The organism is Methyloversatilis sp. S146-33 (assembly GCF_059552495.1).
The window spans coordinates 12,532-39,303 of sequence record NZ_JCANOT010000035.1 but is presented as its reverse complement, the minus strand read 5'-3'; the positions used below and the strand labels follow the sequence as shown (position 1 = coordinate 39,303).

Annotated in this window: 17 protein-coding genes; 11 read left to right on the top strand and 6 right to left on the bottom strand. The window is 67.3% G+C overall.

The features are described 5' to 3' along the window. Positions 1 to 65: 65 nt before the first annotated feature. Genes AC51BJ_RS14440 through rsmA form a run of 4 tightly spaced genes read left to right on the top strand, consistent with a single transcriptional unit; the run spans position 66 to position 6,066 of the window. Complete coding sequence (locus AC51BJ_RS14440) at positions 66 to 2,939, top strand: LPS-assembly protein LptD (protein WP_496280689.1); 2,874 nt, start codon at positions 66 to 68, stop codon at positions 2,937 to 2,939. A gap of 13 nt (positions 2,940 to 2,952) precedes the next feature. Then, the gene (locus AC51BJ_RS14435) at positions 2,953 to 4,287 is read left to right on the top strand and encodes a peptidylprolyl isomerase (RefSeq protein ID WP_496280688.1); all 1,335 of its coding nucleotides are present in this window, start codon (positions 2,953 to 2,955) and stop codon (positions 4,285 to 4,287) included. A 7-nt stretch (positions 4,288 to 4,294) separates the two neighbouring features. Next, entirely contained in the window at positions 4,295 to 5,290 is a 996-nt protein-coding gene (gene pdxA / locus AC51BJ_RS14430; RefSeq protein ID WP_496280687.1) for a 4-hydroxythreonine-4-phosphate dehydrogenase PdxA, read from the top strand. After that, on the top strand, positions 5,290 to 6,066 hold the full coding sequence (rsmA, locus tag AC51BJ_RS14425) for a 16S rRNA (adenine(1518)-N(6)/adenine(1519)-N(6))-dimethyltransferase RsmA (protein WP_496280686.1): 777 nt from the start codon (positions 5,290 to 5,292) through the stop codon (positions 6,064 to 6,066). Before pdxA ends, rsmA begins: the two co-directional genes overlap by 1 nt. Positions 6,067 to 6,071: 5 nt before the next feature. Here rsmA and AC51BJ_RS14420 read toward each other — a convergent pair whose 3' ends face one another. Next, on the bottom strand, positions 6,072 to 6,269 hold the full coding sequence (locus AC51BJ_RS14420; RefSeq protein ID WP_496280685.1) for a YgaP family membrane protein: 198 nt from the start codon (positions 6,267 to 6,269) through the stop codon (positions 6,072 to 6,074). A 179-nt stretch (positions 6,270 to 6,448) separates the two neighbouring features. Here AC51BJ_RS14420 and AC51BJ_RS14415 point away from each other — a divergent pair, with 179 nt between their 5' ends. From AC51BJ_RS14415 to AC51BJ_RS14405, 3 genes are read left to right on the top strand one after another with little or no spacing between them, the layout of a single operon-like run. Continuing rightward, positions 6,449 to 8,071 (top strand): ShlB/FhaC/HecB family hemolysin secretion/activation protein, encoded by a 1,623-nt coding sequence (locus AC51BJ_RS14415; protein WP_496280684.1) that lies wholly within the window; start codon positions 6,449 to 6,451, stop codon positions 8,069 to 8,071. 21 nt (positions 8,072 to 8,092) lie between these two features. Continuing rightward, entirely contained in the window at positions 8,093 to 8,821 is a 729-nt protein-coding gene (locus AC51BJ_RS14410; protein ID WP_496280683.1) for a peptidylprolyl isomerase, read from the top strand. Between the two features lie 14 nt (positions 8,822 to 8,835). After that, positions 8,836 to 13,941 (top strand): two-partner secretion domain-containing protein, encoded by a 5,106-nt coding sequence (locus AC51BJ_RS14405; RefSeq protein ID WP_496280682.1) that lies wholly within the window; start codon positions 8,836 to 8,838, stop codon positions 13,939 to 13,941. Between the two features lie 220 nt (positions 13,942 to 14,161). On the opposite strand, the gene AC51BJ_RS14400 is transcribed toward AC51BJ_RS14405, so the two are convergent. From AC51BJ_RS14400 to AC51BJ_RS14380, 5 genes are all read right to left on the bottom strand, one after another. Next, positions 14,162 to 14,941: an amidohydrolase family protein gene (locus tag AC51BJ_RS14400; RefSeq protein WP_496280681.1), complete on the bottom strand. Its 780-nt coding sequence runs from the start codon at positions 14,939 to 14,941 to the stop codon at positions 14,162 to 14,164. Between the two features lie 13 nt (positions 14,942 to 14,954). Further along, positions 14,955 to 15,617, bottom strand: coding sequence for a Crp/Fnr family transcriptional regulator (locus AC51BJ_RS14395; RefSeq protein ID WP_430435058.1), 663 nt, complete (start codon positions 15,615 to 15,617; stop codon positions 14,955 to 14,957). Next, positions 15,614 to 16,372: an exodeoxyribonuclease III gene (gene xth / locus AC51BJ_RS14390; RefSeq protein WP_496280680.1), complete on the bottom strand. Its 759-nt coding sequence runs from the start codon at positions 16,370 to 16,372 to the stop codon at positions 15,614 to 15,616. Before xth ends, AC51BJ_RS14395 begins: the two co-directional genes overlap by 4 nt. A gap of 103 nt (positions 16,373 to 16,475) precedes the next feature. Continuing rightward, complete coding sequence (locus tag AC51BJ_RS14385; protein WP_496280679.1) at positions 16,476 to 17,054, bottom strand: DUF4124 domain-containing protein; 579 nt, start codon at positions 17,052 to 17,054, stop codon at positions 16,476 to 16,478. A 10-nt stretch (positions 17,055 to 17,064) separates the two neighbouring features. After that, positions 17,065 to 19,119, bottom strand: a complete 2,055-nt coding sequence (locus AC51BJ_RS14380) for a M3 family metallopeptidase (RefSeq protein ID WP_496280678.1) — start codon at positions 19,117 to 19,119, stop codon at positions 17,065 to 17,067. 172 nt (positions 19,120 to 19,291) lie between these two features. Between AC51BJ_RS14380 and AC51BJ_RS14375 the strand changes: the two genes are divergently transcribed. From AC51BJ_RS14375 to AC51BJ_RS14360, 4 genes are read left to right on the top strand one after another with little or no spacing between them, the layout of a single operon-like run. Then, positions 19,292 to 21,337, top strand: a complete 2,046-nt coding sequence (locus AC51BJ_RS14375) for a TonB-dependent receptor plug domain-containing protein (RefSeq protein WP_496280677.1) — start codon at positions 19,292 to 19,294, stop codon at positions 21,335 to 21,337. 13 nt (positions 21,338 to 21,350) lie between these two features. Then, positions 21,351 to 21,902, top strand: a complete 552-nt coding sequence (locus AC51BJ_RS14370; RefSeq protein WP_430435054.1) for a YfiR family protein — start codon at positions 21,351 to 21,353, stop codon at positions 21,900 to 21,902. Beyond that, positions 21,899 to 24,688 (top strand): response regulator, encoded by a 2,790-nt coding sequence (locus tag AC51BJ_RS14365; RefSeq protein ID WP_496280676.1) that lies wholly within the window; start codon positions 21,899 to 21,901, stop codon positions 24,686 to 24,688. Before AC51BJ_RS14370 ends, AC51BJ_RS14365 begins: the two co-directional genes overlap by 4 nt. Next, entirely contained in the window at positions 24,669 to 26,762 is a 2,094-nt protein-coding gene (locus AC51BJ_RS14360) for a putative bifunctional diguanylate cyclase/phosphodiesterase (RefSeq protein WP_430435052.1), read from the top strand. The genes AC51BJ_RS14365 and AC51BJ_RS14360 overlap by 20 nt, the downstream gene beginning before the upstream one ends. The last annotated feature ends 10 nt before the right edge of the window (positions 26,763 to 26,772 follow it).

The window sequence follows — 26,772 nt, the reverse complement described above, 5'->3', positions numbered from 1 at the left end:
TCCGTCGCCCGGGCGCGAAAGCCGGAGTTCAACCCGCGATCAGCCCGCTTCCAGCCCTCTCATTCGTGCTCAGGCGTTCCGTCATTCTCTATCTGGCCTGGATGGCCTGCGGCGCGCAGGCGGCCGACGCACTTCCTTCGCTGAAGGTCGATCCGTCCCTGGTGCCGCCGTCACAGCGGCCGGCCAAGACGGGCGCCGCCAAGCCGGCCGCTGCGCCGAAGCAGCCGGCCGCGACCGGCGGCGCTGCTGCGCCGGCCGAGACGCCGGCGGCGGCACCGGGCGTGGAAGTGTTTCCGGTGGCGACGCCGGGACAGCCGGCCGTAGAGGCGCCGGCTGCCGTCGAAGCGGCGCCGGCCCCGGCTCCAGTTCCAGCTCCGGCGCTGAAAGCCACGCCGGCGTCCGTCAGGCAGGCTGCGCCTGTCGCGCCGGCGACGGCGTCGAATGCCCGCAACCTGCCTCCGCTGAAGGTCGACCGTTCGCTGGTTAAGGCGCCACCGGGCGCGCGCGCTGTACCGCCGACGGCGCAGGCCGCGCTCGACGAGGCACCGCCCTACCGCAACGTGACGACGGCGCGCAACATGCCGCCGCTCAAGGTCGATAGATCGCTGATGGGCACGCCACCGGTGGCGCGTCGGCGTTTGCCGGCGGGTCAGACCGGCGAGACCGTCATCGCCGGTGCACCGGCTGCGCAGGACGCGAACGTCACCGGCGCGCTGCCGCCGCAGGTGCCGGAGGACGACGAGACACGCATGCTCAAGGGGGCGATCACGCTGTCGGAGTACGTCGAGCGTCACCCCGAGTCGCGCGCGACGCTGATCGCCGCCGATCAGCTGGATGGCACCACCGATGCCGTGATGCGCGCCGAAGGCGCTGCCGAACTGCGCCGTGCGACCACTTCGCTGACCGCCGATTCCATCGTCTATGAGCCGCCGACAGACGAACTGCGGGCGCAGGGCAATGTGCGCCTGGTACGCGGCGAGGACGTGGTCGAGGGCCCGTCACTGCGTTACCAGTTGACGCGCAGCGAGGGCGTGTTCGACAAGCCGCGCTACACAGTGCGGCGCAATCTGCAGACCGGCGAGAACCTGCGCACCACCACCGGCCGCGGTGAAGCCGACGTGATGGAGTTTCTCGGCGAGAACCGCATCCGCATGGAGAACGCGACCTACTCGACCTGCGGCCCGGACAACCCGGACTGGTATGCGCAGGTCGATACGCTCAATCTCGACTTCGAGTCGGAAGAGGGCGAGGGCCGCAACGGCAAGATCATCTTCAAGGGTGTGCCCGTCCTGTATTCGCCCTGGCTCGATTTCTCGCTGAACAACCGCCGCAAGTCCGGTTTCCTGACGCCCACCTTCGGCGTGACCAACCGCACCGGTATCGACCTGCTGCTGCCGTACTACTGGAATATCGCGCCGAACATGGATGCCACCATCGGCCTGCGCGTACTCGGTACGCGCGGCCTGATGCTCAGCAGCGAGTTCCGCTACCTGCAGGAAGACTATGCCGGAAAGATACGGCTCGATTACCTGCCGAGCGATCGTCTGGCAGAGCGTGATCGCCACGCCTTCAGCATGCAGCACGCGCACCGGTTCAACGAGCGCCTGACCGGCTCGCTGAATATCAATTCGGTATCGGACCGCAACTACTACACCGACCTGGGGTCGCGTCTCGCCATCACGTCGATCAGCTATCTGCCGCGCGAGGGTTCGCTGTCGTATGCCGGGGACTGGTGGACCTTGAGTGCCAAGGCGTCCGAGTACCAGTCGCTGGCCAACCGGCCCGACATCTACCGACAGATGCCCTCGGTCACGTTCAACGCGCTGCGTTCCGATCTGCCGGGCGGGCTGGTGTTCAGTACGCTGGCCAACTACACCGACTTTCGCATCGACGATGTGACGCGCGACCAGGGTCGCCGTGCCGTCGTCTATCCGCAGCTGTCGCTGCCGATGCGCAATTCCTACATGTTCATCACGCCCAAGGTTGGCGTGCATCTGAGCAATTACGACCTCGATCGCGGTACGGCGAACGCCGCGCAGTCGACCTCGCTGTCGCGGTCGATCCCGATCTTCAGTCTCGACGCAGGCACCGTCTTCGAGCGCGATTCCGACCTGTTTGGTCAGGGCTTCATACAGACCTTCGAACCGCGCATGTACTACGTGCTGTCGACCTACAAGGACCAGTCGAAGTATCCGGTGTTCGACAGTGCGCTGGCCGACTTCAACTTCGCGCAGATCTTCTCGGAGAACGTGTTCGTCGGCCAGGACCGTATCGCCGACAGCAATCAGGTCACGACGGCCGCGATCTCGCGTTTCATCGATCCGGTCAATGGCTCGGAGCGTGCTCGCCTCGCGCTGGGGCAGCGCTTCTACTTCAGCGACCAGCTGGTCACCTTGCCCGGCGGCACGCCCCGTACCGAGCGCGTCGCCAGTACGCTGGCCGCAGTGTCCGGCGAATTGTTGCCGAAGACCTGGGTCGATGCGGCCGTGCAGTACAACACCGACCTTTCGCAGACCGAGCGCTACAACCTGACCATGCGCTGGAATCCGCGCGAGGCGCAGGTGCTGAATGCGTCCTACCGTTTCCGCCGCGCCTCGACCACGATTGGAGACGTGCGCGATCTCGACCTGTCGGCGCAGTGGCCGCTGACGAATCGCTGGTATGCCGTGGCGCGTCACAACTATTCGATCGCCGAGCGACGACTGGTCGAAGGACTGGCTGGTTTCGAGTACAACGGCGGCTGCTGGGTGGGCCGCGTCGTGTTCCAGCGTATCGCCACCAATGTGCAACGTACCCGCACCGCGCTGTTCTTCCAGCTCGAGCTCAATGATTTCTCGCGTATCGGCTCCAACCCGCTCGATGCACTCAAGCGCAGCATTCCCGGCTACGGCCAGATCAACCAGAGTGCCGCCGACCCGATTTTCGGCGACGATTTCTGACGGACTTATCCCAATGCTGAACAAACTGATTCCGGCCTGCCTGCTGGCCGTTCTGGGTCTCTTCGGCGCAGCGGGCGCGCAGGCGCAGCCGAACGGGCAGACAGGGCCTTCTGACGTGGTCGAGGTCGACCGCATCGTTGCCGTCGTCAATAGCGACGCGATCACCCTGTTCGAACTGCGCTCGCGCACCGAACAGGCGATTGCCCAGCTGCGTGGACGCAACGTGACGCCGCCACCGCGCGAGGACTTCGAGCGTCAGGTGCTGGAGCGGATGATCTACGAGAAGGTGCAGCTGCAGCACGCGGAGGAGACGCAGATGCGCATCGACGACCGCATGCTCGAAGCGGCGCTCGGACGCATCGCCGAGAGCAACAACATGAACGCGACGCAGCTGCGCTCGGCGGTCGAGCGCGACGGCATCCCGTGGCCGCGCTTCCGCGAGGACATCCGCAAGGAAATCATCCTCAGCCGTCTGCGTGACCGCGAGGTCGAGAGCCGCGTCGTGGTGACCGAGGGCGAAATCGACAACTATCTCGCCAACCCGGAGCGCAAGGCCGACCAGCGCGAGGAATTCAATGTGTCGCACATCCTGCTGCGCGTGCCGGAAGGCGCCAGCCCGGAAACGCTGATGCGTCTGAAGGCGCGCGCCGACGCGGCGATGGAACAACTGGCCAAGGGCGAGGATTTCGCCCGCGTCGCTGCGTCGTATTCGGATGCGCCGGACGCGCTGTCCGGCGGCAGCCTGGGCTGGCGTCCGCTCGACCGCCTGCCGCAGCTGTTCGCCGACATGCTGCCCAATCTGAAGCCGGGGCAGGTGAGCGAGGTGATGCGCAGCCCGGCCGGCTTTCACATCATGAAGCTGGTGGAGAAACGCGGCGGTGCCGGCGCCAGCGACGCGCGCGTCAGTCAGACGCCCGCCCGCCACATCCTGATCAAGACCTCGGAAGTGGTGAATGACGCCGAGGCGCGCCGCCGCCTGATCAGCATCAAGGAACGCCTGGACAACGGCGGCGACTTCGAGGAACTGGCGCGTGCGAACTCGCAGGATCTGTCGGCCGCCAAGGGTGGCGACCTCGGCTGGCTCTACCCGGGCGACACGGTGCCCGAGTTCGAGAAGGTGATGAACGCGCTTGAACCGGGCAAGACGAGCGAACCGGTGCAGTCGCCCTTCGGCTGGCATCTGATCCAGGTGGTCGAGCGCCGGGTCGAGGACGTGTCGACCGAACGTCAGCGCGCCGCCGCCCGCCTCGCGCTGCGCGAGCGCAAGGCGGAAGAGGTCTATCAGGACTGGGTGCGTCAGCTGCGCGATCGCGCTTACGTCGAAATCCGTCTGAACGACGAGCGATGAGAGCGCGGTGAACCGGCCCCGCATCGCAGTCACCAGCGGCGAACCGGCCGGGGTCGGGCCCGAACTGTGCGCGGCCCTGAGCGGCCGACGCTTCGCCGCCCGACTGGTGGTGCTTGGCGACGCCGGCCTGATCGCCGAGCGCGCACAGGCGGCCGGTCTGAAGGTGCGACTGCGCGCGTATGACCCGGCAAGCGACGCCGACGACGGTGCGCTTGAAGTGCTGCACCTGCCGCTGGCCGTGCCGTCGGTCGCCGGGCGACTCGACGTCGCCAACGCCCGCTACGTACTGTCGCTGCTCGACCGCGCGCGCGACGGCTGTGTCAGTGGCGAGTTCGCCGCCATGGTCACGGCTCCGCTGCACAAGGGCGTCATCAACGACGCCGGCGTGCCCTTTTCCGGTCACACCGAATACCTGGCTGACAGCACCGGCACGCCGCGCGTCGTCATGATGCTGGCCGGCCGCACCGGCGCGAACGCCGACGGCCCCTGGCTGCGCGTTGCGCTGGCCACCACGCATCTGCCGCTGACGGCCGTGCCGGCCGCCATCACCCGTGAATCGCTGACGCAGACGCTGCGCATCCTCGACGCCGACCTGCGCACCCGCTTCGGCATCGCCCGCCCGCACATCGTTGTCGCCGGCCTGAATCCGCACGCGGGGGAGGGCGGCCACATGGGCCGCGAGGAGATCGACGTGATTGCACCGGTGCTCGACGCGCTGCGCGCCGAGGGGCTGGACCTCGAAGGCCCGCTGCCGGCCGACACGCTGTTCGTGCCGCGCCACCTCGATGGCGCCGACGCGGTGCTGGCGATGTTCCACGACCAGGGCCTGCCGGTGCTGAAGTACGCCACCTTCGGTCACGGCATCAACATCACGCTGGGCCTGTCCATCGTCCGCACCTCGGTCGATCACGGCACCGCGCTCGATCTGGCCGGCAGCGGCCGCGCCGACGCCGGCAGTCTGATCGAGGCGGTGGATGCCGCCATTGCGATGAGCCGGCACTGATGGAACAGCACCGCGCCCGCAAGCGCTTCGGCCAGAACTTCCTGGTCGATGGCAACATCATCCGCAAGATCGTCGCGGCCATCGATCCCAAGCCCGGTCAGGTGATGGTGGAGATCGGCCCCGGCCTCGGTGCGATGACGCGGCCGGTGACCGAGCGGATCGATCGCCTGCACGTGGTGGAGATCGACCGTGACCTCGCGCAGCGCCTGCGCGAGGGCGATCTGGCGCCCAAGCTGGAAATACACGAGACCGACGCGCTGAAATTCGATTTCGGCGCGCTGGGTGACGACGTGCGGGTGATCGGCAACCTGCCGTACAACATTTCCAGCCCGTTGCTGTTCCACCTCGCCGAGCACGCCGAGCATGTGCGCGACATGACCTTCATGCTGCAGAAGGAGGTGGTGGATCGCATCGTCGCCGCGCCTGACACCGACGAGTACGGCCGGCTGTCGGTCATGCTGCAGTACCGTTTCGAATGCGCCCACCTGTTCGACGTGCCGCCGGGCGCGTTCCGGCCGGCGCCCAAGGTGATGTCGGCCATCGTGCATCTGCGCCCGCGCCCGCCCGACCAGCTGACCGCACGCGATCCGCTGCTGATGTCGGCTATCGTCAAGGCCGCCTTCGGCCAGCGCCGCAAGACGCTGCGCAACACGTTGCGCGAGCACCTCGACGCGGCCGACTGGGACGCGCTCGGCATCGACCCGTCGCGTCGTGGCGAAACCCTCGAAGTGGCCGACTACGTGCGTATCGCCAACCACTGCGCCGGGCGCCGCTGACGTCCTCAGGCGTCCTTGCGGACGCCGCACGTGCTGATGCCCAGCAGCGGGTAGACCGGGCAGAAGTTGAACAGCCCGGTCAGCAGCGGCACCACGCCGATATAGCCCCACACGCCGATCTGGCCCATGGCGGCCAGCGCGATCAGCGCGGCGCCGACAACGATGCGCAGGATCTTGTCGATGCCGCCCACATTGCTTTTCATGATCGTTCTCCCGAGTAAGTAAGGTGTGACGCCATGGTCCGCGCGGAGCCGTCCGCCTTCAGTGACCCAGGTTACACAGCGTGCGCAGGGACCCGGCGGTTGCCCGTATAGGGTTGTTGACATCAGAAAATGACAAATGGATAGTTGCGCGATCGTCGTGAATGAGGTCGTCGCCAGACATGTCGCTCGCCCATTGCATCGTCTGCTGCGCCCTTGCTCTGTTCGGCACGTTCCCGGTGCAGGCGCGCGAGCCGGCCGAGCGCCTGCTCGACGAACAGCGTCAGGCCGCGGAGCGCTCGCGACTGGAGCGCAACGCGCTGCCCGCAGCGGATGCCCCCGCTCCCGCGCTGTACGTGCGGCCCGACTCGGTCGTCGAGGACGGCGTCGTGATCGAGCGGCCATCGATAGAGATCGATGCTGCAGGCCTGCTGCCGGCGCATGTACTGGCCTCATTGATCGACGAGTTCTCCGCCGTGCCGCTCGGCGTACGCCGCATCGCGCTGCTGCTTCGCCGCCTGGACGCCCGGCTGGTCGAGGCCGGCTGGATCACCAGCCGGTCCCGTCTGGTCACCCTCGACCCCGCGCGAAGCCTGCTCCGTATCGAGGTGGTGCCCGGCCGTGTCGAGGCGATCCGCTCGAACGACGCGCCACCGTCGGCAGTGGCCCGGGCCTTTCCGCTGGCGGCCGGTGACGTATTGACGCAGGAGGCGCTCGAACAGGGCGTACAGCAGATCAACCGGCTGCGCATGGTGCAGGCTCAGGTGCGTGTTCTGCCCGGAGCGCAGGACGGCGGAAGCGTGATCGACCTCGCGCTGCAGCCCGGACAGAGCACCTCGGTCTCCATCGGCGCCGACAACCTGGGTACGCGGTCGACCGGAACCGGCCGCGCCCGCGTCGGCCTGCGTTTCGGTAATCGCCTCGGACTGTTCGAGGACATCCAGCTCATGCATCTGCGCAGCGCCCACAGTGAGGCCCTGCTGGCGTCGCTGTCGGTGCCCGATGGCTTCAACACCTGGTCGACGACGCTGTCCGGATCCCGTTCGGACAGTACGCTTGCCGGGCTGTCTCTCGACAGCTCGGCACGGACTGCCGTTATCGGCTGGAACCGGGTACTCGCGCTCGACGCAGAGCGACGCGATGCGCTCGATCTTAGCGTCCAGCGCACGCGCATTGCACGCACGCTCGGACCGATCGAACTCGACACCCGGCGCAGCACCGTGGCGCGCCTTGCCTGGAGCCGTACCGGGCGCTTCGGCCAGGCCCAGTACTTCGTAGAACCTTCGCTGTCGGTCGGACTGCGGTCCTTCGGCGCCGAGGTCGATGCAGAGCGACTGCCGGCCAGTCACACCCACTACCAGTTTGCCAAGTGGTCGCTGGCCGCTGCGGCCGTGGCGCGGGACGACGACGGGCGCGTCGAATTCGCGTCGCAACTGACGGTACAGCGCACCGGCGTCAGCCTGCCCGGCGCAGAACAGTTGCTGCTCGGAGGATTGAACACGGTGCGCGGCTTTGACGAGGCGGCGGTGGCCGGCGATACCGGCTACCTGCTGCGCTGCGAAGTGCGCTTCCCGACCGCTTTCGGCCGCGACACGCATGTGGGCGCGCCGTTCGTCCATTTCGATCAGGGGGCGACGCGGCTGATCGACGGGCCGCGCATGACACTCGCGGGCGTCGGAGCCGGTGTGCGTGGTAGCACACCGGACTTCGTGTGGGAAGCCGTCATCAGCACACCACTGCGCCGCCCCGAAACGCTTCCCGACAGCGGATGGACCATCCGCTTTGCCCTTGGCTATGCCATCTGACGGACGCGCACGGAGCACACGATGACCCCGCTTCGAACCTCGATCTGCGTCACGCTGCTGGCATTCGCGGTAGCGGTGTCCGCCGCCAGTCCGCCGGACGAACGCACGGCCGCGGCCGCCGCCACGCAGGCACTTGCGCACGACCTGCTGTGGCGGCGCGCGCTGGCAGCGGGTTTCGACGATGGCGCCGGCGCTTCCGACCCTGACCGGAGACAGGCGGCGATCGATGCCTACGTCGGCAGCCGCATCCGGCCCGTCGAACCGAGCGAACAGGCGCTGCAGGCGCGCTATCGCGACGTGATCGGGAGGACGGGACCGCAGGAGTACCGCATCAGGCTGCTGCAGAGCGACGACGCTGCGGCCGTGACGTCTGCGCACAAGCGTGCGAAGGCCGGCGTTCCGTTCGCGCACCTTGCCAGCGAACTGTCCCGCGTGCCGTCGGCTGCGCGTGGGGGCGATCTGGGTTGGGTCGGCTTTGCCTTGCCGCCGACATTGGGGCAGACGAACGGTCTGCCGCTGGAGATTGCACGTGTATTGCCCCATCTCGCGCCCGGACAGGTGAGCGAGCCACTGGCGCTGGCCGACAGCTGGGCTCTCGTGCTGGTCGACGCGGTGCGCGATACGCAGCGGCCGTCGTTCGAAAGCGTGCGCGAAACGCTGCGCGCGCTCTTCCTGCGCGAATCGGCGCTGGCGCAGGCGCGCGCACTGGGTGAGGAAATCGTCCACGAAGCCATGGGCTCGCGACCGTGAGACAGGAGGTCCGCATGCGTTCGATCCGTCGCCGCTTGTCGGCATGGATGTCCGTTGTCATGTTGGTGGCTTCGCTGCCGGTGCGTGCCGACCTGACGCCGGACGTGACCGCCGCTGCGCATCAGCAGGCCCGCGTCGGGTCGGTCGGCGGCGTATCGGTCGTCGATATCGTGGCCGCCGACGCGCGCGGCATCTCGCACAACCGCTGGTCTGCCTTCGATGTGCCGGCGCGTGGCCTGGTGCTGAACAATGCACCGACTGGCGCGACGTCGGCGCTGGCCGGTGCGTTGCCGGCCAACAAGAACCTCGGCGGGGTGGCGGCTAGCCTGATCCTCAACGAGGTGACCGGCAACCGTCCGAGCGCGCTGCTGGGACAGATCGAAGTGGCCGGGCAAGCGGCGCGTCTGGTGATCGCCAATCCGAACGGCATCACCTGCGACGGCTGTGGCTTCATCGGCACGCCGCACGTACAGCTGACGACAGGTCGTCCTTTCTGGGCCAACGAGGCGCTGCGCTTCGACGTGACTGGTGGCCGCATCGACATCGGCACCAGCGGACTGGCCGCACTGGCGGCGCGCATCGACCTGATCGCGCAGACCGTGCGCACGCGCGGCGAGCTGCGCACGACTGGCGACGCAAAGCTGTTCGCCGGCCGGGCCGTGGTCGACAGCATGTCGCTGGTGCCGGACGACCTCGCAGCGTATCCGCAGGGCGGCGACGACTTCATCGCCATCGACATCGGCCAGACCGTCAGCGCCGGCAGCATCCAGCTGATCGCGATGGGCGAGAACATCGGCGTGCGCACCTCCGCGCCGCTGCTCGCTGCCGCCGACATCCTGATCGCGTCGCGCCAGACCGTCCTTCTCGACGGCGCGGTGAACGCCGGGCGCGACGTCGAGTTCTACAACATCGGCGCCATGGACTCCGCGCTGTCCGCGTCGGTCGAGGCAGGCCGCCATCTGCACTTTGTCGGCACCGGTCTCGATCTCTCCGCGGCTGCCAGCCTGAGCGCGAGCGGCGACATCGTTCTGGGCTTCGTCGGCGACAACTCGGACGGCTGGACGGCGCTGCGCAACGCCGGGCGCATCGAGGCCGGTGGTGCGTTGTCGATGTCCGGTCTCGGCATGGGCCTGAACACGGGCGTCATCCGCTCGGCCGGCACGATGAACGCAGCCGCCGCAACGGTTCGTGTGCCCGATCATCGCCGTCATCTGACAGGCGCTCATTCCAGTCGCGCGATTGATGACGAGCGGGCGCCGGTGCGGATGCTCAACGCCGGCACGATGTCGGCCGGACTCGATCTGTTCGTGAACGCGGCTGACAACGAGGGCGGCACGCTGGTCGCGGCGCGCGATCTTTTCCTGTGGCAGGAGCCGCAGCAATCCGCTGCGTCCGGTAACGCATCGGCCGGGCGCGACCTCTTCCTGTTCGCGCCGGTGCCTGATGAACATGAGCCGCCACAGGTGAGCGGACGGCTGTTCCGCGCGGCGAGCGATCTTTACCTGCTCGACGCGCCGGACATCCTGAGCGACCACGACACGCTGCGCACGCAACTGCTCGCGGGCACGGCAACCCCCAGCGGGTCCGGCATCGACGACTATGTCAATCGCGACACGCTGGCGGCCGGCCGGGATCTGCATGTCCTGCTCGACGCACGCTTCGCCAATGCGTCGGTGATCGAAGCCGGCCGCGATCTGACCATCGTGGCGAAGGAGGTCCGCAACGAAACACGGGTCGCCAGCCGTCGTGTCGAGGTGGCCTACGAGTACTTCGATGGCTGCCGGACCGAGTATGCCGGTATCTGCAGCGCCGATATCGAACAGCCGGCGGCGCCGGCGACCATGGTGGCCGGCCGCGACGTGACGGTCAGCGCGCAGCGTTTCGTCAATCGCGGCGCGCGCGTGCTCGCTGGCGGACGCATCGACATCACGGCACCCGACTTCCTGAACGAAGACAGGCGCTACGGCGCAACCTGGTCCTCGCGCTACTCGCTGATCGATCCGGACGCGCAGTTCGGCGACGACGGCAGCTGCGGCGACGTCAGCACCGACGTCTGTCTCGACCCGATCCACTGGATGCGCAGCGCATCCGGCAGCGTCGAGCTGGGCGTGCTGCCGGGCATCATCCAGGCAGGAGCGGACTTCTCCGTCGGCCAGCCTCCGGATGGCGCTGGCGGAACACCGGGTGGAGGCACGCCTCCGCCGCCTACCCCGGTGCCGTCGGCGGACGGCTCAGCCCTCTTGCTGGCTTCGCTCGCCCGGCTGATCGACCAGGGGGCGGGCAGCCAGGGCAACGTTCCGGCAGCGCTGTCCACCTTCGTCAATACCGGCAGCATCCACGCCGGCAGCATGGCGGTACGCGCCGACCACATCCGCAACGGCTTCGACGTCGTCGCGGACTACTACCTCCGCACCGCCGAGCTGTCGCTACCGCCGGCCGCCATCGACGTCGCCGCCCACGGCGTTCACGGCAGTCTTGCCGTGCCGCCGGGCGATTACAGCGGTGCTGCACTGATGCGTCTGCTGCCAGCGAACCTCGCCAGCAGCGCGCCGTTCGCGCTGACGCCCGAAGAGGAGGCCGCGGCGCTGCGCAACGCGCTGCTCGCGACCACGCATCGTGGCTGGATACTGCCCGGGCTGAGCTGGGACCCGCTGACCGGGCAATCGCCCGAGGCCCAGCAGCGCACGCTGCTGGCGGCGAACGGCTTTGCGTTCGCCGTCGAGCACGGCATTCCGATGGGGTCGGCGCTCGGCGAGGCGCAGCAGACGCTGCTGAAGTCGCCCATCCTCTGGTACGTCGAGCGCGATGGCGCACTGCGTCCGTGGATCTATCTGCCGGAGGACTGGCAATCTCAGCTTGCGGTGATTCCGGGCGGGCTGCTCGATGCCGACGTCGGCATCGTCATCGTCGGCAACACCGTCGACAACACCGGCTTCGTGCTGTCGGACGGAACACTGTCGATCACCGCCGACGAACTGCTGAACCGCAAGCGCTCGGCCTATTACTACGAAGAATTCAAGGTCGATGGCGGCACGCTGATCGTCGAAGGCAGCCAGGTGCAGGCCGGCGGCTTCATGCAGGCTGCGCAGTGGGCGCTCGACGTCGACCGCATCCAGTCGCTGTCGGGCGAGTTCCGACTGCTCGGCGACGATGTCGACGATACCCGGCAGCGCAGTGCAGCCTTCGAAGCACAGCTGGCCGACGAACTGGGCAGTCGCTTCGTACGTGATGTGGCGCGCGACGACCTGCACTACCGCTTCGAGAAGGACTTCGGCTTCAGCGACGTGATGGGGCTGGCGACCAGCTTCCTGGTCGCCTCGATGATAGGCATGGACGTGTCCACCTTCATCGGCAGTTTCGCCTCACCCGGTTCGGCCTTCGCTGCGGCCTCCTCGGCGGGGGCGGCCGGTTTCGGTAACACCATGGCCAGCGCCTTCGTGACGCAGACGATTTCGTCGTCGGTTGGCCAGATGGTGGCCAGCGGTCGCCTCGATATCGGCAACGCGCTGAACAGCGGCCTGGCTGCCGGCCTCAGTGCCGGATCGGCACAATGGACCGGAACGACCTTCAACGATCCCCTGCAGCGCTACGCCGCCCGCGCGCTGACCTCTGGTCTGATCGGCGAGGTGACCGGCAGCAGCTTCGAAGCCGCGCTGCTCTACTCGGCCGTCAATCAGGCCTCAGCCCTGGGTGCAGGCCTGATCGGCGACGGCGTGTTCGGCGAGCACGGCAGCGTCGGCCACCTGCTCGCGCATGGCGCACTGGGCGCGCTCGCCGAAGCCGCGCGCGGCGGCGACCCGATGGCGGGTGCCATCGGTGCGATGACCGCAGTACTGGTCGAACGGCCGATCGATGCCAGTTTGGGACTGAGTGGCAGCCCGGGCGGCGACGCACTTCTGACCGCCCTCAGCATGATGGCCGGCGGAGCCGCCGCCGAAGGCATGGGCGGGAATGCGGTGTCGGGCGCATTGGCGGCGCAGAACGTCACGCTGTTCAACTATCTGACCCACGCTGAATCACAGGCGCTGGAACGGCTCAGGCAGAAGTGCATGATCGCCAGCCGCTGCACGGACGCCGACCGCGCGGAAATGCAGCGGCTGGGAACGCTCGATCGCAGCCGCGATGAAGCCCTGTCATCGGCCTGCTCGGCACCATCGAGCACTGCATGCCAGGCAGCGTATCTCGATCTGGCTCGTGCCGTCGCGAGCTACCAGGGGCAGCGCGTCGAGCCCGGTTCCGTTACCGATCGGGAACTTGCGAGCGTCCACGCGCTGGAGACGATGTACCGCATGCGCATGACCCATGCGATGGCTTACAACGCCGTCGATGGTGCTGCGCAGTCCGTCGCCACGGGACTCGCCGGGACGATCGAACTTGGCACCCTGCTGATACGCGCGCCCGTTGATCCCGCTGCTCGTGACGTGCTGGCGCAGCTGGCAGTTGCCGCCGGACAGCTTATTCAGTCGCCGATCGATACGATCGAACAAGGGGTCAGGGCACGGCTGGACGAAGCGGCGCGATTGGAGGCGGCCGGGGAGATCGACGCGGCGCAGCGGATGCGTGCGGCTCTACTTACTGATGGAGTGCTCACGGTTGTCGGCGGTGGAGTGCTTCAAACGAATGCATGGAAGCATGTCGTTAGATCTCCGCCAAGTGAGGCTCCACGTGTGCCTTTGGATGCAGGCGCAGGACAACTACCAGATCGACAGGGCGCGTCGCAGTTGGATTCTCAGGTTCCTCCGACTGGTGAGGGGCGTGCGACAGATAATCCATCAAGCACCATTAGGCTCGAATTCGACCATGTATCCAGGACGTGGACGACACCAGCCGGCCTTGAATACGGACAAGGGTCCGTACATGGCAATAGAATTAAGCATGTTCTCGATCACGCTGTGCAAAATCCAGGCAAGACTACGCATAGCGTGTTCAACGTTCGGCGAGAGGAAGTACTGGGGCTGGTGGATGAAGCATGGGTGAAGCGCAGCACGCCGCTTCCAAATGACCCTGGGGCATATGTCATCCCTATGGGACGCGTCATCGGAACTGCCGGCGAGAAGAGCATCAAAGTTATCGTTCGTCCGGGAACCAATAAGATCATCACCGCTTACCCGGTCCGATGAATGAGATGGGGGGAACAATGTTGTGTCCTCGTTGTGGGCAAGGCAATGTAGTTGAGGCACAGATACGGAAAACGGCTCTTCTTGTGTATGTATGTCAAGAGTGTGAGGCGACGTGGTTCGCCAGGAATGACATTGGTAAGAAGCCTTTTGTAGATTTTGGAACCTATATGGAAAGTGTTGGGCTCCAACCTGTCTGGACTGAACTGACCGTGTTCTCCGGTTAGTCGAGGCTTGTCCGAAAGAACGCCGTTGCGTTGTTGCGGAGTGCCGTCTCTTCATACCCGTCAATCGAAGCCACGAGCAGGTTGATGTCCTCGGAGCGAAACGCCCTTGGCGCCCGTGTACATGGCAGATCCGTCCCGAACATCAACGCCTCCGGGTTTGCGGCATTAATCCGGCGCAGCGCCTCAGCAATGTCGAAGTCACACCGCCCGAATCCGGTCGCTTTCACCTTGACGCCGCGCTCGACCAGCCACAGCAGATCGTCGAAGCCGTCGGCGGTGAGTCCGAGGTGATCGATGGACACGTTCGGCAGGCGTGCGAGCAGGGCCCGCAGGTCGGCGAGGTGGCGGTTGGCGACGTAGAGTTCGACGTGCCAGCCGCACAGTTCATGCACGCGCAGCGCCATGCGTTCGAGCTGGGACACGTCTTCCGAGCCGCCGCGCTGCAGGTTGAAGCGCACGGCGCGCACGCCCTTTGAGTCGAGGGTGAGGATGACATCGTCTGGCGTGCCGGCCGGCAGTTGCGTCACGCCGACAAAGCCGGGGCCGAGGCGGGCGAGGGCGTCGAGCAGGTAGGTCTGGTCGAAGCCCTGGAAGCTGCCGGATACGACGGCGCCGCCGGTGATGCCCAGCGGTTTCGCGCGGGCGAGGTAGTCGTCGACGGTGAAGAAATCCGGCGTATAGCCCTGGTTCGGGATCAGCGGAAAACCGGGGGCGATGATGTGCAGGTGGGCGTCGAACAGGCCGCCCTCCACGTCGGGCAGAGCGATGCTGTTCATGTGCGATGCCGTCCTATTTGCGCTCGGCGGCCAGCGCGCGCAGGCCGGCCGGGTCGAGGATGTCGATCTGGTTGCGGCCGAGCGCGACCAGGCCCTGTTCGGCGAAGCTCTTCAGCAGGCGGCTGACGATTTCGCGCACGCTGCCCAGTTCGTCGGCCAGTTGCTGGTGCGTCGTGTGCAGGGTCTGGCCGTGGCCGAGCAGCAGCGCGGCCAGACGCTGGTCGAGGCGCTGGAAGGCGATGGCTTCGACCAGTTGCATCAGCTCGGCCACGCGTTCGGCGAACAGGCTGAACACGAACTGCCGGAAGGCGGGCTCCGACAGCAGGCGATCGAACAGCGAAGTCGGCAGCACCAGCAGCCGGGCCGGTGTTTCGGCCACCGCGTGGGCGTTGTAGTCGATGTGGCCGAGCAGGCAGGCGCTCGATATGACGCAGGTTTCGCCGGCATGCACGCGGTACAGCGGCAGCTCGCGGCCGTTGGCCGATGATTTCGCCACCTTCACCTGTCCTTCGAGCACGAAGGGGAAGCCGCCGCAGGGCTGGTGTTCGTCGAAGATGCGGGTGCCGGCCGGCACCTCCATCGCGCGGCCTTCCTTCTCGATCAACCCGCGCGCTTCGGGCGACAGGCCGGCGAGCAGCGGATAGATCGCGGTGAGTGCGTCGGTGTGTCCGTTCATGACAGCGTGACGATGACCGGTGCGTGATCGGACGGCCGCTCCAGCTTGCGCGGCGCCTTGTCGACGACGCAGGCGGTGCAGCGCGCGGCCAGCGGCGCCGACAGCAGGATGTGGTCGATGCGCAGGCCGAAGTTGCGGCGGAAGGCACCGGCGCGGTAGTCCCACCAGGACCAGGTCTTCTCCGGCTGGTCGAACAGCCGGAAGGCGTCGGTCAGACCGAGTGCGACCAGGCCGGCGAAGGCGGCGCGTTCCGGCGGCGATACATGGATTTCGTCCTTCCAGTCCGGGTGGGCGTCGCGCGGCTCGGGCGCGATGTTGTAGTCGCCGAGCAGCGCCAGCTGCGGGTGGCGGGCGAGTTCGTCGCGCAGCCAGTCGGTCAGCGCGACCAGCCAGCGCATCTTGTATTCGAACTTTTCCGAGCCGACCGCCTGGCCGTTCGGGAAATAGGTGCACACGATGCGCACGCCATCGACCGTCGCGGCGATGACGCGCTTCTGTTCGTCGTCGAAGCCGGGGATGCCGATCTGCACGTCCTCGGCCGGCTGCTTAGACAGGATGGCCACACCGTTATAGGTCTTCTGGCCGCTGATCGCGCTGTGGTAACCGGCCGCCTCGAGTTCGGCGCGTGGGTAGTTCGCGTCTTCGGTCTTGGTTTCCTGCAGACAGACCACGTCGGGCTGCTCGGCGGCGAGCCAGTCGGTCAGGTGAGGCAGGCGGACTTTCAGCGAATTGACGTTCCAGCAGGCAATCTTCATCGGTATCGGTGTCGCGGGCAGACGGTGAGCGGGCGAGGCCTCGCAGGGCCGCCGCATTGTCCCATCTGCGCCGGGCACTGAACAGTTGCGCCAGGCGGGCGCTTCAACGCGGCGCGGGCGGCTCCGCGGTCGGGCCGTTGCCCTCGGCGGCAGCACCCTCCGGCGCTTCGGGCGCCGCGGCGGCCGGCTTCGGTGCCTGCGGCTTGGCACTGCCCTTGGCCGGGTAGCCGGCGCGGTCGAGCAGGCGGGTCCAGGCGTCGGCGCTGAAGCCCATCAGCTGGTCGGCGCCGGCGGCGATGGCGGGCACGCGGGCTTCCTTCACCTTGAAGCGGGCGGCGAAGGCCTGCTTCTGCTCTTCGGTGGTGATGCGCTGTTCGCTGTAGGCGATGCCACGGTTCTTCAGCAGCGCCTGCGCCGACTCGCACAGCGTGTCGCACTCGTTGCCGAGCCAGACGGTGACCGGCGCATTCTTCATCGCCTCGCGCTCGGCATAGCTTGGTCCCTGTTCGACCACGCTGGGCTGCAGCTTCTTCTCGGTCGCCGCACGCGCGTCAGCCGGCGGCGGGGTGTCCGAGTAGTGGGTGCGGCCCTGGGCGTCCTTCCACTTGTAGGTCTGGGCGAGGACCGGCGCGGCGCACACGGCGCCGGCGATGGTCACGCAGATCAGTCTGCGCAGCGTCATCATCGTCTCCTCAGGCAGCAGCCACCATGCCGCTGTGACGCAGCAGCGCGTCGGGTTTGGGTTCGCGGCCGCGGAAGGCCTTGAACGATTCCAGCGCCGGGCGCGAACCGCCGACGGCGAGGATTTCGTCCCAGAAGCGGCGGCCGGTGGCGGTGTCGAGCACGGTGCCGGCGACGCTGCGCGCTTCCTCGAAAGCTTCGAAGGCGTCGGCCGACAGCACTTCGGCCCACTTGTAGCTGTAGTAGCCGGCCGCATAGCCGCCGGCGAAGATGTGGCTGAAGCTGTTGGCGAAGCGGTTCCACTCGGGCGGGCGCACCACGGCCACCTCGTCGCGCACTTCGCCGAGCAGCTGCAGCAGGGTCTTGTCGCCGCCGGGCACGAAGTCGTGGTGCAGGCGCAGGTCGAACAGCGAGAACTCGATCTGGCGCAGCGTCTGCATGCCGCTCTGGAAATTCTTGGCGGCGATCATCTTGTCGTACAGCGCGCGCGGCAAGGGCTCGCCGCTGTCGACGTGGGCGGTCATGCCGGACAGCACGTCCCATTCCCAGCAGAAGTTCTCCATGAACTGGCTGGGCAGTTCGACCGCGTCCCACTCGACGCCGTGGATGCCGGATACCGGCAGGTCGTCCACTCGCGTGAGCAGGTGGTGCAGGCCGTGGCCGCTTTCGTGGAACAGCGTGATCACGTCGTCATGGGTGAAGGTGGCGGGCTTGCCACCCACCGGCGACGGGAAGTTGCAGTTCAGGTAGGCGACCGGCGTCTGCACGCCGCCGCTGACCGTGCGACGGGTGATCGCCTCGTCCATCCAGGCGCCGCCGCGCTTGGTGTCGCGTGCATAGAGGTCGAGGTAGAACTGGCCGACCAGTTCACCGCCGGCACGCTCGATGCGGAAGAAGCGCACGTCCGGGTGCCACACCGGCGCGGTGTCCGGCTTGATGGTGACGCCGTAGAGCCCCTCGACTACGCGGAACAGACCTTCCAGCACCTTGTGCTCTGGGAAGTACTGCTTCACCTCCTGCTCCGAGAAGTCGTAGCGCTGCACGCGCAGCTTTTCCGATACCCAGGTCATGTCCCAGGGCTGCAGTTCGTCGAGGCCGAATTCGTTGCGGGCGAATGCGCGCAACTCATCCAGGTCGCGCTGCGCGTGCGGCCTGGCGCGGCCGGCGAGGTCGCGCAGGAAGTCCATCACCTGTTCCGGCGTGTCGGCCATCTTCGGCACCAGCGACAGTTCGGCGAAGCTGGCGAAGCCCAGCATTTTCGATTCTTCGGCGCGCAGCGCCAGGATGCGGGCGATCAGCGGCGTATTGTCGCGCTCCGCTTCGCCGAACTCGGAGGCGCGGGTGGCGTAGGCGCGGTACATGCGGGCGCGCAGTTCACGGTTGTCGGCGTACTGCATGACCGGCAGGTAGGACGGCATGTGCAGCGTGAACTTCCAGCCATCGCGCTCGTCGCGCTGGGCGGCTTCGCGCGCTGCTTCGATGCTGTCTTCCGGCAGACCGGCCAGCAGCGCTTCGTCGGTCACGTACTCGGCGAAGGCATTGGTCGCGTCGAGCAGGTTCTCGCTGAACTTCGCCGACAGCGCGGCCAGTTCTTCCTGGATTTCCTTGAAGCGCGGCTTTTGATCTTCGGCCAGCTCGGCGCCGGACAGGCGGAAATCGCGCACCTCGTTGTCGAGGATGCGCTGGCGCGCCGGCGACAGCGTCGCGTATTCGGGCGATTCGCGCAGCGCCTTGTACTTGGCGAACAGCGCGAGGTTCTGGCCGAGCGCGCTGTAGAAGCGGGTGATGTCGGGCAGTGTCGCGTTGTAGGCCTCGCGCCACGCCGGCACGTCATTGACGCCGTGCAGGTGGCCGACGATGCCCCAGGCGCGGTTCACCTGTTCGCCCATGTCGGTGATCGGCGCCGCGAAGCTGTCCCAAGTCGGGGCTTCGGAGCGCGCGGTCAGGTCGTCGATCAGTGCCTGGTAGCGCTTCAGCAGTTCGCCGATGGCCGGCGCCACGTGTTCGGGCTGCACCGTATCGAAGCGGGGCAGGGCGGAAAAATCGAGCAATGGATTCGTGGTCATGGTGTGCGGACTGTTCGGTACGGGTTGACACGTGCGGCGGTCGCGCGCGGATTTCAATGGGGATTCTAGCCCGCTCTGTGCGCCGCTCACTCAAGTTGGGCATTTCCATGCCGAAAGCAGATGAAGAAAAAAGCCGCGTCCGGAGACGGGGCCGCAAACAGAAGCCCGAGCCATGAACAGACATCGTCCGACGCGAGTTGATTCCCTGCGCGTGCGCGCCTGCGCGCTGGCACTCTGCTGCGCGTCGTCGGTGGCGGCCGCGGATGACGAGAGCGCCGACCTGGCCGGGCTCGCGCTGGAAGATCTGCTGCAGATCAAGGTCACCACCGCCGCCCGCAAGCCGCAGTCACTGCACAGCACGCCGGCCGCGGTGTTCGTCATCTCCCGCGAGGATATCGAGCGCTCCGGCGCGGCATCGGTGCCTGAGGCGCTGCAGATGGCGCCGGGCGTGCAGGTCGGGCGCATTTCCTCCGGTAGCTGGGCGATTTCGCTGCGCGGTGCCAACAGCCGTTTCGCCGACAAGCTGCAGGTGCTGGTCGATGGCCGCAGCGTCTATACGCCGCTGTTCTCAGGCACCGTGTGGGAAGACCGCGAACTGATGCTGGAGGACGTCGAACGCATCGAAGTGGTGCGTGGGCCGGGCGGCGCGCTGTGGGGCAGCAATGCGATGAATGGCGTCATCAACATCATCACCCGCCGCGCGCAGGACACGCAGGGCACGCTGGTCAGCGCCGCGGCGGGTACGGAACAGCGCGGCTGGCTCGCCGTGCGTCACGGCTTCAGCGTCGGCGACAGCCACAGCGGACGCATCTGGGCCAAGCGCCGCCTGAGCGACGCCAGCGACCGACCGGATGGCGCGGCCGGCTACGACGACGGACGCAACACCGCCGGCGGCCTGCTCTGGGAAAGCCGGCTTGGTGGCGGGCACATCTTCACGCTGCAGGCCGGGGCGAGCAGCACGCGGCATGGCGAGGAACTCGATCTAACGCGTTACACCTTCGGCGGTGCGCCGATACCCGGCCGTCTCGATTCGCAGGAAAACCATCTGCTGATGCGTTACGCCGGCATCGCCGACAGCGGTGCCGACTACTCGTTGCAGGCGTCCTACGCGCATTCGAGCTTTGCCGTCGACAACGCGGTCGGCCCGATCGACGACGCGCGGAATACGCTGGACATCGACTTCCAGCGACGCGAGCCGCGGGGCGGTCGTCATGACGTGATCTGGGGCGCCAGCTACCGCCATACCTCGGACCAGCTGAACGTGCAGCTGATCGGCGGTTTCATCCGGCCGCCGAGCCGCAGCACCACCTGGACCAGCGTGTTCGTGCAGGACGACATCACGCTGCTGCCGGAGCGTCTGCACCTGGTGCTCGGCGCCCGCGTCGAGGAGAGCAATCTCGACAAACCGGAAGTGCAGCCGACCGCACGCCTGATATTCACGCCGGATGGCCCGCACAGCGTCTGGGCGGCGGCGTCGCGCACCACGCGCCAGCCGTCGCGTGCGCTGCGCGATTTCAACGCCGACCTTGGCCCCTTCCCGCAGCCGCCGCTGGCCGGCGGCTTCCGCATCCGCAGCGCCGGCGGGGGCCGCGACATGCGCAGCGAAACCGCCACCTCGCTGGAGCTGGGTTACCGCTACCGCAGCGGCCCGCTGACCGTGGATGTGGCCGCGTTCGCGACGCGTTACCGCCATCAGGCCGAGTACGTCAATGTGTTCAACGGCGTGGTCGCGCTGCCGGCCCCGACCCTGCTGGCCGAGTTCGAAGTGCGCGCCAGCGACGACAGTCGCGCGCACGGTCTCGAACTGGCTGCGGACTATCGCCCGGGCACCGACTGGTCGCTGCACGGCGCCTACACCTACACCGACTCGACGGCGCTGGACCGCACCTTTCGCGCCGACATTCCGCTGACCAATTTCTTCATCTACTCAGCCGATGCGCGACACCGCCTGTCGCTGCGTTCGCTGTGGAACCTGACGCCGCGACTGAAGTTCGATGCCTGGCTCCGCCACACCAGTCGCGTCGAACCGGCGGGTATTCCATCGTTCTCCGATCTCGACCTGCGTCTGGCGTGGACGCCGCGAAGCGGGCTCGAACTGTCGCTGGTCGGACAGAACCTGCTGCACGCGCGCCGCGTGCACTACGCGGCGGACACGCTGCCATCCTCTTCACTGGCGATTGAACGCGGCGCCTATGTGAAGGCGGTCTGGTCCTTCTGACATGACGCTCTGCGTGCGCACCCGGGCTCTGCGCTGCCTGCGTTCGGTCGGCGCCGTCGGGGCACTGCTGTGTGCGCTGGCCGGCCAGGCGCAACCGCATCTGCCGGAGGAGCAGCTGAAGGCCGCCTTCGTGTTCAACTTCGCCAAGTACATCGAGTGGCCGGCTGAGGACGGCACGCTGGCACAGATCGTTGCCTGCGTGATCGGCGATGCCAGCGCGCTCGGCGACGCGCTGGGCGCCTTCCACGGACGGGCCGTCGCCGGCCGCACCTTCCAGGTGAGACGCCATGTGCAGCCCGAGGAGGTCGATCGTTGCCACATCGCGGTGCTGAGCGACAGCAGCGATCGACGGGTGGTGGCCGTGCTGAAGCAGGTGCCGGCGCAGGCAGTGCTCACGGTCAGCGATGCAGAAGGCTTCGTCGATGGCGGCGGCATGATCGGCATCGTGCGCAGCGGGGACCGCCTGCAGTTCGACATCAATCAGGCGGCGTTGCAACGGGCCAATCTGAAGGCAAGCTCGCAGTTGCTCAAACTGGCGCGCAATCTCGGAGGACGGCCCCGATGAAGAGGCCGCGCCTGTTCGCCGAGCCGCCGGACCTGCCGCTGCGCGCCCGGCTGCGCCGCGTGCTGCTGCTGTCGCTGGCGACCGGCCTGGTGATCAATTTCGTGTTCACCTCGCTCAACGGCCTGCTCGGCGAACGCGAGCGGCTGGTCGATCAGCTCGACGCGACCGCGCGCATCATCGGTGCGAACAGTGCGTCGGCACTCGCCTTCAGCGACCCCGATGCGGCGCGCGGCACGCTGTCCGCGGTGTCCAGCGTGGCGGCGGTGACGCGCGCCTGGATACAGCTGAGCGACGGCGTGCCTTTCGCCGCCTTCCCGCCGTCCGCACCGCCGCCGCTGCCGGGGCAGCAGATCGACGAAATGACGGTGATCGGTGCGCTGTGGTCGCCCCGCCTGCTGTTCGCGCGGCCGCTGGTCGATGACGATCAGCGCCTGGGCGTCATCGTGCTGGAGGCCGATCTGCTGCCGCTGTGGAGCCGGGTTGCCACCACCATGCTGATCAATGGCATCGCCACTGCGCTGTCCTTCCTGCTCGCCTACCGGCTGTCGGCTGGCATGCAGCGGCGGGTGACCGACCCGGTACAGGCATTGATCGCGTCGGCGCGCCGGGTGGTCGATGAGCGTCGCTACGACGTGGCGGTGCCGCGTCTGGCCAATGACGAGATCGGCCAGCTCACCGATCGCTTCAACGAAATGCTGCACGAGATCGCGCTGCGCGACGCCGAACTGCGCGGCCATCGCGACCGCCTGGAAAGCGAGGTCGAGGTGCGGACCAGCGAGCTGCGGGTGGCGAAGGAACAGGCGGAGGCGGCGAACGAGGCGAAGAGCCGCTTCCTCGCCAACATGAGCCACGAAATCCGCACGCCGATGAACGGTGTCATCGGCATGGCCGGTCTGCTCGAACGCACCCGGCTCGACGACCGTCAGCGGCGCTATGTCGAAGGTATTGCCGGCTCGGCCGAATCGCTGCTGCGCGTGATCAACGACGTGCTCGACTTCTCCAAGATCGAGGCGGGCAAGTTGACGCTGGAAAAGGTCGTGTTCTTTCCACGCCAGGTGGTCGAGGATGTGGTCATGCTGTTCGCCGACAGCGCACGGGCACGGGGCATCGAGCTGTCGCTGCGCATCGATCCGGCGCTGCCGCGGGCGCTGATCGGCGATCCGCACCGGCTGCGTCAGGTGCTGGTGAACCTGGTGTCGAACGCGGTGAAGTTCACCGCCAGCGGTGAGGTGCTGGTCGATGTGTCGACCACCGGTGCCGACCAGCAGGCACGACCCGGTCGTGCCGTGCTTCATGTCGATGTGATCGATACCGGCGCCGGCATTCCGGCAGTGGCCGAAGCGGGCATCTTCGAGGCCTTCTCGCAGGGCGACAGTTCGACCACCCGCCAGTACGGGGGCACCGGTCTCGGGCTGGCGATCACGCGCGAACTGATCCTGCTGCAGAAGGGGGCCATCGGCTTCTGCAGCGTGCCGCGCTACGGCACGCGATTCTGGTTCGTGCTGCCCTTCGACATCGCCGGCGTGCGTTCGTCGTCGCCGCTGCCGCCGAGCGCCGTGCGTCGCGTGCTCGTCGTCGATCCGGTGCCGCGGGCCGCGCAGACGCTGGCAGCCATGCTCGACGAACTGGGTGTCGAGCACGCGCGCTGTACCGACGCGCACGGTGCCATGGCGGCACTGATGCATGCGTACTTCTGCGGCCTGCCGTTCGACGCGGTGCTGTGTGCGCAGAAGCTTCCGGACGGCGATGCGCCCACGCTGGCCGGCGTGCTTGCGCAGCGCCTGGCCGCGCCGCCGCTGTTCGTCCGCGTGCAGGGCTTCGCCGATCCCGAGGTGGTCGAACCGCCGATGGCTACGCTGCGCAAGCCGGTGCTGCGCGGTGAGCTGCAGTCCGTCCTGGGCGGCGACACGCCGCCGCGCCATGCTTTGGCCGATGTCGCTCCATCGGTCGGTACGCCGGATGCGCGGTTGGTTTCGGTGCTGCTGGTGGATGACCATCCGGTCAATCGCGAGATATCGGTCGAGATGCTGCGCGAGCTTGGCTACCGCGTAAGCACCGCGGACAACGGCGTCGAGGCGTGCGAAGCGGTCGAGCTGGCGGTGTTCGATCTGGTGCTGATGGATTGCCAGATGCCAGTGATGGACGGCTTCCAGGCGACGCGGCGTATCCGCGAATTCGAACAGGACGCCGGACGCACCCCGGTGCCCATCGTCGCGCTGACGGCCAACGCCTTGCGCGGCGACCGCGAGCGCTGTATCGAGGCCGGCATGAACGATTATCTGCCCAAGCCGCTGCCGCTGCGCGAACTGAACAGGATGGTGGAGCGCTACGTTCGCAAGGAGGGCGTGGCCGATGCGACGCCGATGGCCGGCGCGATGGCGGCGACCCTGATCGACGAAGTACAGTTGTTCAGCGTGCCCGGCATGCGCAGCAATGGTTCGGGGCTGATGACACGCATGACCGCGTTGTTCCGTCGCGAGTCGTCGTCCAGCCTGGCGGCGATGCAGGCGGCCGCGGCGAGTGGCGACGCGCCGGCGCTGCGGGCGGCGGCGCATCGGCTCAAGAGCTCGAGCGGCGCGCTCGGGGCGCGCCTGGTCTATGAGAGGGCGCGCGAGATCGAGAACGCGGCGCGCACCGGCCGCGTCGAGTTCGACGATGTGGCACAGCGCACATTCGAGCAGATTCTGCTGCAGACTTGCAGCGCTCTGGAATATTTGATGACGACGCAGGGCGCTGCATGCGCGCCGGATTCGACGGGAGCCGACGGTGATATTGCTGGTCGATGACGATGTGATGGTCCGCCTGATGGCGGCAGAGGCGCTGATCGCCTCGGGTTTCGAGGTGATGGAGGCCGCGGATGGCGAACAGGCGCTCGAACTGTTCGACCGCCACGAATTTTCGCTGGTGCTGCTCGACGTGAGTCTGGGCGGCATCGATGGCTTCGAGGTGTGCCGACAGATGCGCGAGCGGCCGCACGGGCGCTCGCTGCCCATCATCATGCTCACCGGCATGGACGACACGCACTCGATCGACAGCGCCTACTCGCTGGGTGCCACCGATTTCGTCACCAAGCCCCTGAACTGGACCCTGCTCGTCTATCGCGTGCGCTACGCCCTGCGTGCGGCCCACACCGTCGCCGACCTCGAAACATCGGAGCGCCGGCTGGCGGTTGCCCAGCGCGTCGCCAGACTGGGCGGCTGGCTGTGGCATGTCGACGAGGATCGCTGCGAGCGCAGCAAGATCTGCCTCGACCTGTGGGGCGACACGCCCAGTTCGCTGCACGAGGTGCCCTTCGGCCTGCTGTCGCGCGTGCTCAGCCCGGACCGCCAGCATCTGCGCGAGGCGATGGAGCGCGCCCGCGAAGGCGAGGCCTACCAGATGAGTTTCCGCGTGCAGCGCGACGAGGGCACCGTGGTGACGCTGTACGAGCAGGCGCTGCCGGTGCGCGACGAGTTCGGCCGTGTGGTGCGCATCGAGGGCGTCACGCAGGACGTGACCGAGCGCGAGCAGGCGCAGCGGCGCATCCGATTCCTCGCCTACCACGACAGCCTGACCGGTCTGGCCAATCGCCAGATGTTCCGCGAAATGCTGGACCACACGCTGGCGCGTTCGCAGCGCACCGGCTCGCGCTGCGCGCTGCTCTACCTCGATCTCGATCGCCTGAAGCGCATCAACGACAGCTACGGCCACACGCTGGGCGACCAGATATTGCGCGAGGTGGCGAGCCGGCTGCTCGCGTCCATCCGCTCCGCCGATCTGGTGGCGCACGACGATTCGCTGCACGAGGAAGTGGTGGCGCGGCTGGGCGGCGACGAATTCACGGTGCTGCTGACCGACCTGTCGCGCGCCGAGGACGCCGCGCGCGTGGCGGCGCGCATCTGTGCCGAACTGGGGCGGCCGCTGCAGGTGGCCCATGTCGAACTGGTGGTGACCGCGTCGATCGGCATCGCCATCTTCCCGGACAACGGCGCCGATCCGGAGACGCTGCTGCGTCACGCCGACATGGCGATGTACGCGGCCAAGCAGCGCGGGCGCAACACCTACGAATTCTTCACCGAGGCGATGCAGCAGCAGGCGGTCGAGCGGCTCTCGCTGGAGCAGGATCTCGCGCGCGCACTGGAGAGCGGCCAGTTCTCGCTGCATTACCAGCCGCAGGTCGACGCCGGCAGCGGCCGCATCGTGTCGGCCGAGGCACTGCTGCGTTGGGAACATCCGCAACGCGGCATGGTGTCACCGGTGCAGTTCATTCCGGTGGCCGAGGAAACCGGCCTCATCGTGCCGCTCGGCGAATGGGTGGTACTGACCGCCTGCCGCCAGATGGCGGAATGGCGTCAGGCCGGCTTGCCGGTGGTGCCGGTCGCGGTGAATCTGTCGGCGCACAATTTCCGCTCCGATTCGCTGCTCACGTCGATCGCGCACGCGCTGGAATCGACCGGTCTGCCGTCGAGCTATCTGCACGTCGAACTGACCGAGAGTGCCGTGATGCAGGAGCCCGAGGCGGCGATGAAGACGCTGGGCGCGTTGAAGGCGATCGGTCTGAAGCTGTCGATCGACGACTTCGGTACCGGTTACTCGTCGCTGTCTACGCTTAAGCAGTTCCCGATCGACCTGTTGAAGATCGACCGCAGCTTCGTCCGCGATCTGCCGGAAGACGGCAGCAGCGCGTCCATCGTCGAGGCCATTCTGGCGCTGGCGAATGCGCTCGGTCTGGGCGTCGTGGCCGAAGGGGTGGAAACGGCTGCACAGCGAGACTTCCTGTGCAGCCGGCGCTGCGGCTTGATGCAGGGCTACCTGTTCTCGAAGCCGCTGCCGGCCGACGGGTTTGCCCAGCTGCTCGGGGCGGTGCCGCGTTACGCCTGAGCGGCACCAA